Origin of the sequence: Candidatus Darwinibacter acetoxidans (assembly GCF_041936445.1) — a bacterium.
Classification (GTDB): domain Bacteria; phylum Bacillota; class Limnochordia; order Darwinibacteriales; family Darwinibacteriaceae; genus DTU010.
In genome coordinates, this window is record NZ_JBHGXH010000114.1 from 14168 (window position 1) to 29861 (window position 15694).

Below are 15694 nucleotides of genomic sequence, written 5' to 3' on the forward strand. Positions count from 1 at the left end.
CTACTGCAGCGGTCGTTTTTCCGGTATCCCCGCCCGGCGGGGGTAAGCAGATGGGGTGGGGGCCTCTTTGCGGAAGAGGAGGATGGTGCGCCCGCCCATCCCCAGGGGCAGCTCCAGGGGGAACACCCGTTCTAAACTGACCTTTAGGATCTCCATGGCCCGGGAAGCACTCTCCAGTTCAGCCTCAACTTCCGCTCCCTTATAGGCCGCAAACACACCGCCCACCTTCACAAGGGGAGTGCCCAGCTCCAAAAGGACCGGGAGGGAAGCCACAGCCCGGCTCACCACCAGATCATAGCTTTCCCGATGCTGTGCCTGCCTGCCCGCATCTTCCGCCCGGGCATGCAGGGTGGAGACATTGGCCAGCCCAAGCTCCCCAGCGGCCCCATCCAGGAAAGCGAGCCTTTTGCGCAGGGAATCCAGCAAGGTGATCTCCCAGCCTTCCCGGGCGAGGGCCAGGGGAACGCCGGGAAAGCCTGCTCCCGTGCCCAAATCCAGGCAGCGCAGCTCTTCCGGCCAGTCCACCAGCAGGAGGCTCAAACTGTCCAGGAAGTTCTTCACCGCCATCTCCTGGGGTTCCACGATGCGGGTCAAGTTAAGCTCCCGGTTGGTGCGCTCCACCAGCTCTGCAAAGCGCACCATGGCCGGGACCCTGTCCTCCAGATGGGCCAGCTGCCAGGACCGCAGGCCCTCCCGCAGCACTTCTGCAAAGGGACCGCCGGCAAAGGTCATACTTCCGCCCTCCGTTTCTCCTGCTCCAAGTAGATCAAAAGCACACTGATGTCCGCAGGCGTAACGCCGGAAATGCGGGAAGCCTGGCCAACCGAAATGGGCCGCACGCTGCTGAGGCGGTCCACGGCTTCCTTGGAGAGGCCCTTGATCTTGGCGTAGTCCAGATCCTCCGGCAGAAGCTTATTCTCCATGCGCAAAAAGCGCTCGATGGCCGCTTCCTGCCTGGTGAGATACCCTTCATACTTGATGCGGATCTCCACCTGCTCCCGCACGGCCCGGGGCAGTTCCGGCAGCTCGCTGAAATGGACCAGGTCGTCATACTTCAGCTCCGGCCGGCGCAGAAGATCCGCCAGGGTCACGCCATGCTTGAGGGGGGCTGTGCCCAGCTCCACCAGCTTCTCATTGACATCCGCCGTGCCCCGTACGGTGGTCTCGGACAGCCTGGCCACCTCCGCATCCACCATTTCCTGCTTAGCCTGGAAGGCGGCATAGCGCTCCGGGCTGATCAGCCCCAGGGAGTAGCCCAGGGGAGTGAGGCGAATATCGGCGTTGTCCATACGCAGCGAAAGGCGGTATTCCGCCCGGGAGGTCATCATCCGGTAGGGTTCCGTCACCCCTTTGGTGACCAGATCGTCGATGAGCACGCCAATATAGGCTTGGGAGCGGGGGATGATCACCGGCTTTTTCCCCTGGAGGTAGCGTGCCGCGTTGATGCCGGCCATGATCCCCTGGGCCGCCGCCTCCTCGTAGCCCGAGGTGCCGTTGATCTGCCCGGCACAGAACAGCCCCCGAATCTCCTTCGTCTCCAGGGAAGGGTGGAGGCAGAGGGGATCCAGGCAGTCGTATTCAATGGCGTAGGCGGGGCGCATGATCTCCACATTCTCCAGACCTGGTATGGTGCGCAGCATCTCCTCCTGCACCTCCAGGGGCAGGGAGGTGGAGCAGCCGCTGAGATAGCCCTCGTTGGTCTGCCAGCCCTCAGGTTCGATGAACACCTGGTGGCTGTCGCGCTGGGGAAACTCCACGATCTTAGTCTCGATGGAAGGGCAGTAGCGGGGCCCGGTACCCTTGATGGCTCCGCCGTAAAGGGCGGTGCGGTGCAGGTTCTCCCGGATAATGCGGTGGGTTTCCGGTGTGGTGTAGGTCACCCAGCAGGGCACCTGCTCGATGGTGAGTCCCTCGGTTTCGAAGGAAAACCCGGGCAGGGTGGCATCCCCCGGCAGCTTCTCCAGCTTGGAAAAATCGATGGAGCGCAGGTTAACCCGGGGAGGGGTGCCCGTTTTGAAGCGCACCACCGGCAGCCACTTCTTCAACCACTCCGCAAGCTCCAGCGCGGTATGCTGGCCCTGGGGCCCGGACACGTAGTTCAGCTCGCCGATGTGGATCACGCTGCGCAGGTAGGTGCCGGTGGCCAGGATCACCGCGGGGGCATAGACCTTCATACCGCCCCGCAGAACCACGCCCTGCACCTCTCCGTTTTCCACCAGCAGATCGGTGGCCTGGCCTTCCTTGAGGTCTAACCCCGGGGTGGTTTCCAAGACATACTTCATGCGCCGCTGATAGAGCTTGCGGTCCAGCTGGCAGCGGAGGGACTGCACCGCGGGCCCCCGCCTGGTGTTGAGCAGGCGCATCTGCATCAAAGTGGCATCGCAGTTCCGGCCCATCTCGCCGCCCAAGGCATCGATTTCCCGGACCAGCGTCGCTTTGCCCGAACCACCGATACTGGGGTTGCAGGGCAGCAGGGCCACATTATCCAGGTTCAGGGTGACAACCAGCACCCGGTGGCCCAGGCGCGCCAGAGCCAGGCCCGCTTCCGCCCCGGCATGTCCAGCTCCCACCACCACTGCATCATACTCATAAGTGCGCGGCATAACTACATCCCTTCCTACTTACCGATGCAGAACTCGGCAAAAATGCGATCCAGCACGTTTTCCCGCACCGTCTCTCCGGTGATCTCCCCGAGGGCTTCCAGAGCCTGGTAGAGGTCCACGGCAACCAGATCTAAAGGCAGCCCCGCGAGGTGCGTACGCAGGGATTCCTCCAAGAACCTTTTGGCCTCCTGCAGGGCCTGCTTATGCCGGGCCCTGGTAACAAGCGCCCGGGACCCCGCGGAGCTGTGCACCGCAGCCAGGCCCACCAGATCTAAGATGGCCTCGCTCAAGGCGGCCACAACCCGCTCCGGTTCCGCAACCAGGGAGATTTCCAGCACCGGCGAGTCGATCTCCCCCAAATCCTGCAGCTCCCAGGCGGGGGGCAGGTCGGTTTTGTTCACCAGCAAGATGCGGCGGCTGCCTTTGGTCATGTCCAGAATCTGGAAGTCTTCCGGGGTCAAGGCGACGCTGCGGTCCAGCACGTGCAGGACCAGATCCGCCTCCTCCAGCAGCTGCAGGCTGCGTTCCACCCCCAGCCGCTCCACCAGGTCACTGCTTTCCCGGATGCCGGCCGTATCGATCAGCCGCAGGGCCACGCCCTTAAGGCTTACCACCTCTTCTATGGTGTCCCTGGTGGTGCCGGGAATATCGGTAACCAGCGCCCGGTTTTCATCCAGCAAGGTGTTGAGCAGGCTCGATTTGCCCACATTGGGCTTGCCGGTGATCACCGTCTTCAACCCTTCCCGCAGGATCTTGCCATCATCTGCGGTGGCCAGCAGGGCTTCGATCTGTTCAAGGCTGGCCCGGAGGCCCCGCTCCACCTCATCCAGCTCAACTTCGGGCAGGTCATCTTCGGGAAAATCGATGCTGGCCTCAATGCCCACGGCCAGATCGTACAAGCCCTCCCGGATCTGGGCGATCCGGCGGCTGAGGCTTCCTTCCAGCTGATCCACGGCCACCTCCAAACCCAGGCGGGTGTGGGATTGAACAAGATCGATCACCGCCTCTGCCTGGGCGAGATCCAAGCGCCCGTTGAGAAAGGCCCGCTTGGTAAACTCCCCGGGCTCAGCTAAGCGTGCCCCCAGCTCCAGGGCGAGGTTCAGGATTTCCCGCACCACCACAACGCCGCCGTGGCACTGGATTTCCACCACATCTTCGGCGGTATAGGAGTGGGGGGCGCGCATGACCACTGCGATGGCTTCATCGAGCTTACGCCCTGTTTTGGGATCCACCACCTTGCCATAGCGCAGAGTATATGTGGGCTGCTGCAGAAGGCTTTGGCCGTCTTTCCTTTGAAACATGCGGTCAGCAATGGCCAGGGCCTCCGGGCCGCTCAGGCGCACAATCCCGATACCGCCTTCGCCCAGAGGGGTAGCCACAGCAGCAATGGTCTCGCCTGCCATGCCCATCACCTCAGAAGTTATTCTACCACAAAACAAAAAAAGGGCGCACCACGGAAGTGCACCCCCTGCTTGCGCCAGCCTTATTTCGGCAGGATGACCACCCGGCGGTAGGGTTCCTGCCCTTCACTTTGGGTGGTTACCCCGGCGTAGTCATTCAGCGCCTGGTGGACGATGCGGCGCTCCGCTGGGCTCATGGCACTCAAGGCCACCCTGCGTCCCGTTTCCTCCACCCGGCGGGCCGCCCGGTGGGCCAGGGCACGCAGCGACTGCTCCCGGCGGGCCCGGTAGTTGCCGATATCAAGATTGATGCGCATCCACTCGCCATCGCCGCGGTTCACGGCCAGACCGATCAGATACTGCAGGCTCTGGAGGGTCTGCCCTTTGCGGCCGATGAGGATGCCCAGATCATCGCCTTCGATGCGGAGGTAAACGGCTTCCTCATCCGCTTCGCCCACAACCCTGGCCGGGATGTCCATATGGTGCAGGAGTTCGCTGGTGAACTCGATGGCCTTTTCCAGCTTAACCTCCTGCGGGGACCGTTTCTTTTCCACCCTGACCCGGGCCAGCTTGCTTCCTAGGATGCCGAAAAACCCCTTGGTGCCTTCCTCTAAAACAGTTATCTCCACTTCATCACGTGTAGCCTGCAGCTTGGCAAGGGCTTCGTCAATCGCCTCGTCCACGGAACGAGCTTCCACTTCAATAAAATCCATTGCCCGGCGCCTCCTCTTAATCAGTCAACGGGTACAGCCTGTTCATCCAGGCCTGCTGTGCAATGCTGAACAGGTTGCTGGTGATCCAGTAGATGACCATCCCTGAAGGGAAACTCAAGCTGAAAATACCGATCATGATGGGCATGACAAACAGCATGGCCTTCTGTGATGTATCGGTAACGGTCATTCTGGACTGGATGTAGGTGGTGGCTGCGGATAGAATGGGAAGAATGTAATAGGGGTCGGGCTGGCTCAAAACCCACAAGCCCAAAAACTTAGCCCCTTCCCCAAAACCGCTGCCGCTTAATACCCGGAAAAACGCCCACAAAATGGGAAGCTGTACCAGCATGGGCAAACAGCCGCCCAAGGGGTTGATGCCGTGCTCTTTATAGAGCTCCACCATCTTCTGCTGGTACTTCTCTTTGTCATTGCCATACTTCTGCTGCAGCTTCTCCAATTCCGGCTGCAGCTTGCGCATGGCCGCCATATTCTTCGTCTGACTCACCATCAGGGGGTAGAGCAGCAGGCGGACAATCACTGTAGAAAGAATGATACTAAGCCCATAACTTCCGGTTAACTGCACAAGCTGGTTAAGTATCCATCCCAGCCCCCCGGCCAGCCAATCCATAATCGCACTCAACGCCAAATCCTCCAATCAGTTAAGGAACGGGATCAAATCCTCCCGGATGCCAAGGATGGCATCTGCCAATTCTCTTGATGGCTAACCACAATCCCCTCCAGCCATGCTTGCTGATGGCCAGGCGAGCGTACTCAGAACAGGTCGGGTAAAACCGGCAGCTCCTGGGCAGGAGCGGCGAGATGAACCTCTGATATCCCCTAATGAGCAGTGTTGCCAGCTTAAGCATGCTCTTCACCGCTTCCAGCGGCCTCCGCCGCACCGGCCAAAAGGCCGCTCTTTTCCAGGGTGCAGCGGAGGTCTTGATTCAACTGTGCGAAACTCGCCCCCACGGCGCTGCGTTTCGCACCTATCACCACGTCGTAGCCAGGTGAGAACTGGTCTTTCAACTCCTGTACTATGGCCTTCAGTCTTCTCCTCACCTTATTGCGGGTCACCGCGGTGCCTAACTTCTTGCTCACCGCAAAACCCACCCGGCTTACAGCTTTTCCGGTGGGCAGGGCAGATACCACCACGTATCTGCCAAAATAAGGGGTCCCCTTGCTGTAAACAAAAGAAAACTCCCGGGGATTCCTCAATCGCTCCACGCTGAAACCTCCCGAGTACCCGCAGATCGGTTAGGCACTTAAGATTTTCCGCCCCTTCCTGCGCCGGCGAGCCAACACTCTGCGGCCTCCGGGGGTCTGCATTCTAGCACGAAAGCCATGCAGGCGCTTCCTTCTAAGCGTCTTAGGCTGATACGTCCGCTTCACGCTGAATCCTCCCTTCACCACACTGAGAACATGACATTCAAAGCGATTATATCTTATTCTTAAAAACTGTGTCAATAGCAAGGGTCCCCACCACTCAGTTATGCACAAATGAACGCAGAATAATCCACAATCAGTCCACACCGCTGTGGATAACTCAAGTAAACATACGTTCCCGGCACCGATCTGCCCACTAAAGCTTGGTTTTTTATCCACAGCTTGTTGATAACTTGGGGATAACCCCCTTTTGCACAGCTGTGGATAACTTGAGATCGCCGGCTTAAGCTGGGTTTGAAAATTCAACAGACAATTTCGCCACTTTTGCGTAAACCCTGCCGTGGGCAACCTGTGAAAAAACTTGGGGATAAAAAAAGTGTTGTCCACATGTAGCTTAATGAACGCGAAAACCCAGCTCTCTGTGGATAAACTGTTGAACTTGTGGATAAATCCCTGTATGATGGGTGTGGACAACCTTTGGCCAACCGGCCAATTGTGCATAACTTGCGGGTAACCCGGGGGCGGCGCGCAAGCGCCTAGGCAGGATCTTGTGGATAAATCAAGAACTCTACCCTAGGAGTTCGAGTCATCGGGAGGGTACATCATGGATCAACTGAACCAATTGAGACTGGTCTGGGAGGAAGTCCTGAGCATCATGGCCGCCGATTTACCCGAGCGGTCTTTCGACGCCTGGCTGAAGGACAGCCGGCCAGTCTACCTCGATGGCAATACTCTATATGTAGAATTCCCCAACGAGTTCACCAAAGACTGGGTGGAAGCCCGCTACTTCAACCCCCTCACCAGGACTTTGCGCCAGGTGACCAACAGGGAGTGGGACCTTAAATTCACCATCCCGGAAGGGGTGAGATCTTTGGGCTCTCCAGGCGCCCCTGCGGCACGCCAAATGCCCACCAACAGAAACTGGTCCAACCGCGCGCCCCTGAGCGAACAGCCGGCGCCTGCGGATCCGCCGGCTCCCCGTTCCTCAGTCTTGAACCCCCGCTACACCTTTGAGAACTTCGTGGTGGGCAATTCCAACCGCTTTGCCCATGCGGCCTCCTTAGCGGTGGCGGAAGGCCCGGCCAAGGCCTACAACCCCCTGTTCATCTACGGTGGAGTGGGCTTGGGCAAAACCCACCTCATGCATGCCATCGGGCACTATGCCCTGGAGCAGAATTCCAACATCTCCGTGGTGTACGTGACCTCCGAGACCTTTACCAACGATCTGATCTCAGCCATCGGCAAAAAGTCCATGGTTGATTTTCGCAATAAATACCGCAATGCGGACATCCTGCTCATCGACGACATCCAGTTCGTCGCCGGCAAGGAATCGACCCAGGAAGAGTTCTTCCATACTTTTAACGCCCTCTACGAAGCCAACCGCCAGCTGGTGATCTCCTCTGACCGGCCGCCTAAGGATATCCCCACCTTGGAGGAGCGGCTGCGCAGCCGCTTTGAATGGGGACTGACCGCGGATATCCAGCCGCCGGATCTGGAAACCCGCATCGCCATCCTGCGCAAGAAAGCGAAGGACGACAATTTGGTGATCGATCAGGAGATCCTCAGCTACATCGCGACCCACATCCAGTCCAACATCAGGGAACTGGAGGGGGCCCTGGTGCGGGTGATCGCCCACGCCAATCTGCACAACACGCCCCTGACCCTGGAAACGGTGGCGGAAGCCTTGAAGGATATCTTAAAGACACCGGCCCACCAACCGGTTACTATTGAGGGTATTATGGAAATCGTGGCTGATTATTATTCCATCAAGGTTTCTGAGCTCAAGTCCAAGCGCAGGACCAGGAACATCACCTTTCCCAGGCAGATCGCCATGTACCTGGCCAGGGATCTGACGGAAAGCTCCCTGCCCGAGATTGGACAGGCCTTTGGCGGCCGGGACCACTCCACAGTGATCCACGCCATCGAGAAGATCGAAAGCGAGCTGAAACTGGATCCGTCCCTGCAGAGCACTGTCACGGAACTGATCAGTCTGATCCGCCGCGGCTGAGCATAGGCTGTGGAAAAGCCTGGGGATAGTTTTTTCGGCAGTTTGGCGTTTGTTGGCCGTGTGGATAAGCCTGGACAATCATCAACAGTTTCTCATCTGTGCAAAACTCACATCCGACGGCCCAAAAAAGGTTTTCCACATTTGAACATGGCCTACTACTACGCCTACTAATAAAGATCTTTATTAACTACTCAGTGTACCCGCGACCAAGTAATCCACAGGAGGTAATTTTATGCGCTTTCAGATCAAATGTTCAGACTTAGTGAGCAGCGTGGCCATTGTTGAACGGGCCATATCCACAAATGACCAAACTCCGGCCTTAACAGGCCTGCACCTCGCGGCGCGGGATAATGTCTTGACCCTAACCGCCAATAACCTCCAGATCGCGGTGCAGACCAAAGCACCCTGTGAGGTTCTGGAGCCGGGAGAACACCTGGTCAGCGGCAGGCTCTTCTGCGAACTGGTGCGCAAACTTCCCGTGGAAATGCCTGTGGTGGTGGAACGGCGCGACGGCCAGGTACTGGTGAGCGTGGACACCATGGAGTTCGCTTTGAACACCATCGTGGATGATGAGTTTCCAGAATATCCCAGTTGCCAGGAAAAAGTGATCAGCTTGATAGACTACGAGCTGGAACGGCTGATCCGCAACAGCGTCTTTGCCGCTTCCAACGATGAACATAAACCGATTTTCCAAGGCGTCCTCATGGAGATCGCCGAGGGTGCCATCAGCTTTGTGGCCACCGATTCCAACCGCCTCTCCTATGTGCGGGCCCAAACGGGGCAGGCCCATGTGGAACATGGCGAATACATAGTACCCAAGATCAACCTGATCGAACTGGTGCGCTGCCTGCCCATGACCGAAACGCAGGTGGAGGTCTTTTTCGGTGATAATCAGCTGGCATTCCACTTTGAAGACACCATTTTCACCACGCGCCTGATTGACGGCAGATTCCCCCGCTACCGTTCCGTTCTGTATACAGATCAGGAGACTGCCTTTGTGATTAAGCGGCAGAAGCTGATCCAGGCCCTGGAGCGGGCGGCCCTGTTTGGCCGGGCTGATGAGGCTCCCGTCTTGATTCAGGTGAACGAAGGCATACTAGAAGTGGCCACCACCTCCAGGCTGGGCAAGAGCCAAGAGCAGGCCAGTGTGGAACAGCAGGGTCCCGGGCAGCAGGCAGCCTATGCCCCCAAGTTCCTGCTTGATATGCTCAAGACCATGGGCGGAGAACAGGTGGAGTTCCGCTTCGAGGGCACCAGGCAGGCCCTGATCAAAGCGGTGGACAGCGATGACCACCTGTATGTGGTCATGCCCATGCGAATTTAGCCAGGGAAGAGGATTGGTCTTTGTGCGGGAAGTGATTATCAACACCGATGCCATTCAGCTCGATCAGTTCCTTAAGTGGGCCCGGATCACCGCGACCGGGGGGGAGGCCAAGCGCCTGATCCAAGGGGGCATGGTCAAGGTCAACGGCCAGGTGGAAACGGCGCGCTCACGCAAAATCCAACCCGGGGCTGTTGTGGAGGTCAGCGGGGAGACTTATCTAGTTAGGTCGGAGAATTGAATGCGGCTAGAACAGCTTACCCTGCAGGATTTTAGAAACTACGAACAGGTCAGCCTGGGCCTGGATCCGGGGCTGAACATCTTCGTGGGGGACAACGCCCAGGGGAAAACCAATCTCTTGGAGGCCATTTACGTTCTGGCCCTGAGCAAATCTTACCGCGCCCTGCGGGATGCGGATCTGATCAGGCAGGGCGCTTCCTCGGCTGTGGCCAGCGCGCGGGTGCGCAAGCTGGCCAGTTTGGACCTGAGCTGTGTGCTCAGCCTTACGGAAAAGAAGCGCCTCTTGGTGAACGGCAAAGCCACCACCGCCAACAACTTCGTGGGCAATTTGAACGCAGTGCTCTTCAGCCCCGACAGCCTGCAGCTGGTGAAGGGGCCCCCTGGAGAGCGCCGCCGCTTTTTAGATATCCAGATCTGTCAAATCGATCCTGTCTACCGCCAGACGCTCCTGGAGTACCAGCGGGTGGTCCGCCAGCGCAACAGCCTGCTGAAAACCGCCCAGGAAAGCCGCGCCCAGCTGCAGCTTCTGCCAGCCTGGGACAGGCAGCTGGTGAACCTCGGTACCCGGGTCACCGCCCGCCGCCAGGCGGTGGTGGAGAAGCTGCAGATGTATGCCCGGGAAATCCACCGGGAGATCAGCGGGGAGCGGGAGGATCTCCAGCTGGTGTACGAACCGTTCTTCGGCCAGGCAGCGTCGGGCTTGAGCGGGGAGGAGCTGAAAGCCATCTTCCGGGAACAGCTCCAGCAGCTGCGCGCCGAGGAGATCCGCCGGGGCCTGACCTTGATCGGTCCCCAGCGGGATGATCTCCTCTTTTTGGTGAATGGGATGGATCTCAAGAAGTTCGGCAGCCAGGGCCAGCAGCGCAGTGCCGTGCTCGCCTGTATTTTGGCCCAGCTGGAACTGATGCAGGCGGAAACCGGGGAGTATCCAGTTGTGCTTTTGGATGATGTCTTAAGCGAACTGGATCAGGGCCGGCAGCTGCAGCTTTTAACCCTCCTTGATGCCAAGGCCCAGACCATTGTGACCACAACCAGTTTGAGCGCCTTTCCCCAGGAACTGGCAGCAAGGGCCGCCATCTACAACATCCGCCAGGGAAGGATTGCCTGAAAAGAGGGTGAGCTGATGTTTCTGCACATTGGTGGCGATGTGATGATCCCCCTAAAGGATCTGGTGGGCTTGATCGCTTTAGACAGCGGCAGCCAGCCCATCAACCTAGAATTTCTAAAAACTGCCGAGGAAGAGGGTTTTGTGGTACAATTGACTGGGGAACCTGCCTCCCTGGTGATCTGTACCAAGCAGGTCTACCTATCGCCCATTTCCACCCAAACCCTGGCGAAAAGGGCACGGAAAGGCTATGAGCAAACAGAATCGGATTAAGGAGAGTTGATAGTTTGGAAAAGCATACGGCTCCTAATTATACAGCGGATCAGATCCAGGTCTTGGAAGGCCTGGAGGCCGTGCGGCTCAGGCCGGGCATGTACATCGGGAACACCGACGTGGGCGGTCTGCATCACCTGTTTCAAGAAGTAGTGGACAATTCCATTGACGAGGCCATGGCCGGCTACTGCGACCGCATCGACGTGGTCATTCATGAAGACGGCTCGTTATCTGTCCGGGATAACGGCAGCGGTATTCCAGTGGAGATTCACTCCAAAACGGGCATCTCCACCTTGGAGACTGTTCTGACCATGCTCCATGCCGGGGGCAAGTTCGGCCAGGAGGGAGGGCACTACAAAGTTTCCGGCGGACTCCACGGTGTGGGTGTGTCCGTGGTTAACGCGCTCTCGGAATGGCTGGAGGCCCAGGTCTGGTACAACGGCCGCCACTACATCCAACGATACGCCCGGGGCGTGGCCCAGGGGCCGGTGGAAGACTTAGGAGCTACGAAAGGGCAGGGCACCTTTATCCGCTTCCTGCCCGATAAAGAAATTTTCCGGACCACCAACTTCCAGGCAGAGATCATCGTCTACCGCCTGCGGGAACTGGCCTTCCTGAACAAGGGCCTCACCATCACCTTCGAGGATCAGCGCACCAGGCGCCGGCACTTCTTCCTGTACAAAGGCGGCATCGTATCTTACGTTAACTACCTGAACCGCAACAAAACCGTTCTGAACAGGAATCCCATCTACATCGCGGGTGAGAAAGACGATGTAACCGTGGAAGCTGCCATCCAGTACAACGACAGCTACACGGAAACCATGCTCAGTTTTGCCAACAACATCAATACCCATGAGGGCGGCACGCACCTGGTGGGCTTCCGCAGCGCCTTAACCCGCAGCATCAATGACTATGCCCGCCGTAGAAACTTTCTGAAGAACTCCGACGAGAACTTCACCGGTGACGATGTGCGGGAGGGCTGTACCGCCCTGATCAGCGTGCGGGTCAAGGACCCGCAGTTTGAGGGGCAGACCAAAACTAAGCTGGGCAACAGCGAAATCAGGGGCATTGTGGAATCCTTGGTCAATGAGTCTTTGTCCTGTTTCCTGGAGGAGAATCCCGCCGAAGCCAAGCGCATCGTGGATAAGTGCATCCAGGCCTCCCGGGCCAGGCAGGCGGCGCGCCGGGCCAGGGAGCTGACCAGGCGCAAGACCGCCTTAGAGGTTTCGTCGCTGCCGGGTAAGCTTGCCGACTGCAGCTTTACTGATCCGGAGATCTGCGAGATCTTCATCGTGGAAGGGGACTCCGCCGGCGGTACTGCCAAGCAGAGCAGGGACCGGCGCTTCCAGGCGGTTCTGCCCCTGAGGGGCAAGATCTTGAACGTGGAAAAGGCCCGCCTGGACAAGATCCTGAGCAACGCGGAGATCAGATCGATGATCACCGCCTTCGGCACCGGCGTGGGGGAGGATTTTGACATCAGCAAGGCCCGCTACCACAAGATCATCCTCATGACCGACGCCGATGTGGACGGGGCCCATATCCGCACGCTGCTTTTGACTTTCTTCTACCGCTACATGCGCCCCCTTCTGGAGCAGGGCTATGTGTATATCGCCATGCCTCCCCTCTACGGGGTGCGCAAGGGGAAGGATATCCACTACGCCTATGACGATGAGGAACTGGAGCAGATCCTGGAGCGCATTGGGCGCACGGGCATCATGATCCAGCGCTACAAGGGTCTTGGTGAGATGAACGCCGACCAGCTGTGGGAGACCACCATGGATCCGGCCAAGCGCACCATTTTGCAGCTGACGGTGGATGATGCCATTTTGGCCGACGATATCTTCACCACCCTCATGGGGGAGAAAGTGGAGCCCCGCCGGGAGTTCATCGAGGCCCATGCTGCAGAGGCAACCAACATTGACATTTAACCGGGGGTGTATCTAGTTGAGCATCAATCTAAGCAGCGGAAAAGTAGTCCCCGTTAAGATAACCGAGGAGATGAAAACCTCCTACATCAACTACGCCATGAGCGTGATCGTCGAGCGCGCCCTGCCCGATGTGCGGGACGGCTTAAAGCCGGTGCAGCGGCGCATCCTCTATTCCATGCTGGAGCTGGGCAACCGCCCGGATAGGCCCCACAAAAAGGCGGCGCGCATCGTGGGTGAAGTTATGGGTAAGTACCATCCCCACGGCGACTCGGCGATCTACGATGCCATGGTGAGGATGGCCCAGCCCTTCTCCCACCGGTATCTTTTGGTGGACGGACACGGCAACTTCGGCAGCATAGACGGGGACCCGCCTGCGGCCATGCGTTACACCGAGGCGAGGCTGAGCCCCCTGGCCATGGAAATGCTCCGGGATATCGACAAGGACACGGTGGATTTCTACCCCAACTTCGATGAAACCCTGGAGCAGCCGGTGGTTCTGCCCAGCAAGTTCCCGAACCTGCTGGTGAACGGTGCCTCGGGAATTGCCGTGGGCATGGCCACCAACATCCCACCCCACAACCTGGGGGAGGTAATCGATGGCTTAATCGCGCTCATTGACGACCCCGAGATCGAGATCCGGGGCCTGATGAAATACATCAAGGGGCCGGACTTTCCCACCGGCGCGATCATCCAGGGCCGGGACGGGATCCGGGAAGCGTACATGACCGGGCGCGGGCGCATCCGGGTGCGGGGAAAAGCCCAGATCGAACAGCTCTCCAGCGGCAAAACCCGCATCCTCATCACGGAGCTGCCCTACCAGGTGAACAAGGCGCGGCTCATTGAGAAAATCGCCGAACTGGTGCGGGACAAAAAGGTGGACGGCATCACCGATCTGCGGGACGAATCGGACAAAAGCGGTATGCGCATTGTCATCGAGCTGCGCCGGGACGCTTCCCCCCATGTGGTGCTCAACCGCCTGTACAAGCACAGCCAGCTGGAGGATACCTTCGGCGTGATCATGCTGGCCTTGGTGAACAACGAGCCCAGGGTGATGAACCTCAAGGAATTGCTCAGCCACTACCTGGAGCACCAAAAAGAGGTGATACTGCGGCGCACCCGCTTCGAGCTGCGCAAGGCGGAGGAGCGGGCCCATATCCTGGAGGGGCTGCGCATCGCCCTGAACAACATCGATGAGATCATCGCCATCATCAGGGCAGCCTACGACGATGCCAAGGAGCGGCTGATGGCCCGCTTCGGCCTTTCCGAACGGCAGGCCGTGGCCATCCTGGACATGCAGCTCAGGCGGCTGAGCGGGCTGGAGCGGGAGAAGATCGAGCAGGAATATGCGGAGCTGCTCAAGACCATCGAGCGGCTCAAGGCCATCCTGGGGGATATGAACCTGGTCTACCAGATCATCAAAGATGAACTTTTGGAAATTAGGGAGAAGTACGCCGACCCCAGGCGCACGAAAATCGGCGTGTCCGTGGGAGATCTGGAGGATGAGGACCTCATCGCCGAGGAGGACATCGTGGTTACCCTGACCCACCACGGCTACATCAAGCGCCTGCCGGTGGATACCTACCGGGCCCAGCGGCGGGGAGGAAGGGGCATCACTGCCCTGGCCACCAAGGCCGACGATTTTGTGGAGATGCTCTTTGTGGCCAGCACCCACAGCTATGTCCTGTTCTTTACCAATAAGGGGCGGGTCTACCGCCTGCGGGGGCATGAAATACCAGAGGCGGGCCGCAGCGCCCGGGGCTATGCCGTGGTCAACTTGATCAACTTCGAACCCGGCGAGCGCATCCAGGCCACCATCCCCATCGCGGACTACGATGAGGATAAGTACCTGGTCATGGCCACCCGCAGCGGGACGGTGAAAAAGACCGCGCTCAAGGAGTTTGACACCAACCGCAGCGGCGGCTTGATCGGCATCACCTTAGCGGAAAACGATGAACTTGTGGGCGTGGAGCTCACCGACGGCAGCTCCGAGCTGATCCTGGTTACCCGCTACGGTCAGGCCATCCGCTTTGCCGAAGAGCAGATCCGGCCCATGGGCCGCACCGCCATGGGCGTGATCGGCATCCGCCTGGATGAAAGGGACGAGGTGGTGGGTCTGGCTGTGGCCAGCAACGATGCGGACCTCTTGGTTGTCACGGAACAGGGCTACGGCAAGCGCACATCCATCAACGAGTATCCCCTGCAGAACCGGGGAGGCAAAGGCGTCATCACCCTGAAAAAGAATGAACGCACAGGCCCCATAGTGGGAGCCCAGGTGGTGCGGGAGGGCAATGAGATCATGATCCTCTCCATTGAGGGCATCATGATCCGCCTGAAGGTGGCAGAGATTTCCCAGCAGGGGAGAAATACCATGGGTGTGGTGCTCATGCGCCTGGATGAGAACGACCGGGTGGTGGCCGTGGCCGATATCGTGGGCAAAGAAGAAGATGTGGACCAGTAGGCCTGGAGCCTTCCCAGGCGCTAGCTACGGTTTTTTCTAAAAATGCTGGTCAGGGGCGTTGACAGAAGCGCCCCTGATGTGTTAATATAACTTCGCTGTCCCACGGAAATCGTGTGACAGTGCACCTTGACAACCAAACAAGTCTTGAACACAATTCTGTGTTTGGAGAGAATAAGCCACAGTTTGTGCGCTCTTAACAATTCAAGCTAGTATCAAGCTTTTCTGAGGGATAAACCTAGCTCAGCTAGGCTGACACTTTTCA

Annotated in this window: 15 protein-coding genes; 7 read left to right on the forward strand and 8 right to left on the reverse strand. The window is 58.6% G+C overall.

The features are described from left to right. From rsmG to rpmH, 8 genes are all read right to left on the reverse strand, one after another. Entirely contained in the window at window positions 1-732 is a 732-nt protein-coding gene (gene rsmG / locus ACE4YL_RS03870; protein ID WP_461359839.1) for a 16S rRNA (guanine(527)-N(7))-methyltransferase RsmG, read from the reverse strand. Continuing rightward, the gene (mnmG, locus tag ACE4YL_RS03875; protein WP_461359838.1) at window positions 729-2603 is read right to left on the reverse strand and encodes a tRNA uridine-5-carboxymethylaminomethyl(34) synthesis enzyme MnmG; all 1875 of its coding nucleotides are present in this window, start codon (window positions 2601-2603) and stop codon (window positions 729-731) included. Before mnmG ends, rsmG begins: the two co-directional genes overlap by 4 nt. 14 nt (window positions 2604-2617) lie before the next feature. Further along, window positions 2618-4006, reverse strand: a complete 1389-nt coding sequence (mnmE, locus tag ACE4YL_RS03880; protein WP_461359837.1) for a tRNA uridine-5-carboxymethylaminomethyl(34) synthesis GTPase MnmE — start codon at window positions 4004-4006, stop codon at window positions 2618-2620. A gap of 80 nt (window positions 4007-4086) precedes the next feature. Beyond that, on the reverse strand, window positions 4087-4716 hold the full coding sequence (gene jag / locus ACE4YL_RS03885; protein WP_461359836.1) for an RNA-binding cell elongation regulator Jag/EloR: 630 nt from the start codon (window positions 4714-4716) through the stop codon (window positions 4087-4089). A 16-nt stretch (window positions 4717-4732) separates the two neighbouring features. Next, complete coding sequence (locus ACE4YL_RS03890; RefSeq protein WP_461359835.1) at window positions 4733-5356, reverse strand: YidC/Oxa1 family membrane protein insertase; 624 nt, start codon at window positions 5354-5356, stop codon at window positions 4733-4735. A 19-nt stretch (window positions 5357-5375) separates the two neighbouring features. Continuing rightward, window positions 5376-5582 carry a membrane protein insertion efficiency factor YidD gene (gene yidD, locus ACE4YL_RS03895; RefSeq protein WP_461359834.1) on the reverse strand — a complete coding sequence of 69 codons (207 nt, stop codon included), beginning with the start codon at window positions 5580-5582 and terminating at the stop codon, window positions 5376-5378. Continuing rightward, the gene (gene rnpA / locus ACE4YL_RS03900; RefSeq protein WP_461359833.1) at window positions 5575-5940 is read right to left on the reverse strand and encodes a ribonuclease P protein component; all 366 of its coding nucleotides are present in this window, start codon (window positions 5938-5940) and stop codon (window positions 5575-5577) included. The genes yidD and rnpA overlap by 8 nt, the downstream gene beginning before the upstream one ends. A 30-nt stretch (window positions 5941-5970) precedes the next feature. Next, complete coding sequence (gene rpmH, locus ACE4YL_RS03905) at window positions 5971-6105, reverse strand: 50S ribosomal protein L34 (protein WP_461359832.1); 135 nt, start codon at window positions 6103-6105, stop codon at window positions 5971-5973. Window positions 6106-6703: 598 nt separating this feature from the next. On the opposite strand from rpmH, the gene dnaA reads away from it, so the two are divergent. From dnaA to gyrA, 7 genes are all read left to right on the forward strand, one after another. Continuing rightward, entirely contained in the window at window positions 6704-8107 is a 1404-nt protein-coding gene (gene dnaA / locus ACE4YL_RS03910; RefSeq protein ID WP_461360045.1) for a chromosomal replication initiator protein DnaA, read from the forward strand. 232 nt (window positions 8108-8339) lie between these two features. Continuing rightward, window positions 8340-9431, forward strand: a complete 1092-nt coding sequence (gene dnaN / locus ACE4YL_RS03915; RefSeq protein WP_461367121.1) for a DNA polymerase III subunit beta — start codon at window positions 8340-8342, stop codon at window positions 9429-9431. Window positions 9432-9453: 22 nt separating this feature from the next. Beyond that, window positions 9454-9669: an RNA-binding S4 domain-containing protein gene (locus ACE4YL_RS03920; RefSeq protein ID WP_461359055.1), complete on the forward strand. Its 216-nt coding sequence runs from the start codon at window positions 9454-9456 to the stop codon at window positions 9667-9669. Then, complete coding sequence (gene recF / locus ACE4YL_RS03925; protein ID WP_461359056.1) at window positions 9670-10776, forward strand: DNA replication/repair protein RecF; 1107 nt, start codon at window positions 9670-9672, stop codon at window positions 10774-10776. A 15-nt stretch (window positions 10777-10791) separates the two neighbouring features. Further along, complete coding sequence (remB, locus tag ACE4YL_RS03930; protein WP_461359057.1) at window positions 10792-11046, forward strand: extracellular matrix regulator RemB; 255 nt, start codon at window positions 10792-10794, stop codon at window positions 11044-11046. A 14-nt stretch (window positions 11047-11060) separates the two neighbouring features. Beyond that, complete coding sequence (gyrB, locus tag ACE4YL_RS03935; protein WP_461359058.1) at window positions 11061-12974, forward strand: DNA topoisomerase (ATP-hydrolyzing) subunit B; 1914 nt, start codon at window positions 11061-11063, stop codon at window positions 12972-12974. 22 nt (window positions 12975-12996) lie between these two features. After that, the gene (gene gyrA / locus ACE4YL_RS03940) at window positions 12997-15432 is read left to right on the forward strand and encodes a DNA gyrase subunit A (protein ID WP_461359059.1); all 2436 of its coding nucleotides are present in this window, start codon (window positions 12997-12999) and stop codon (window positions 15430-15432) included. The last annotated feature ends 262 nt before the right edge of the window (window positions 15433-15694 follow it).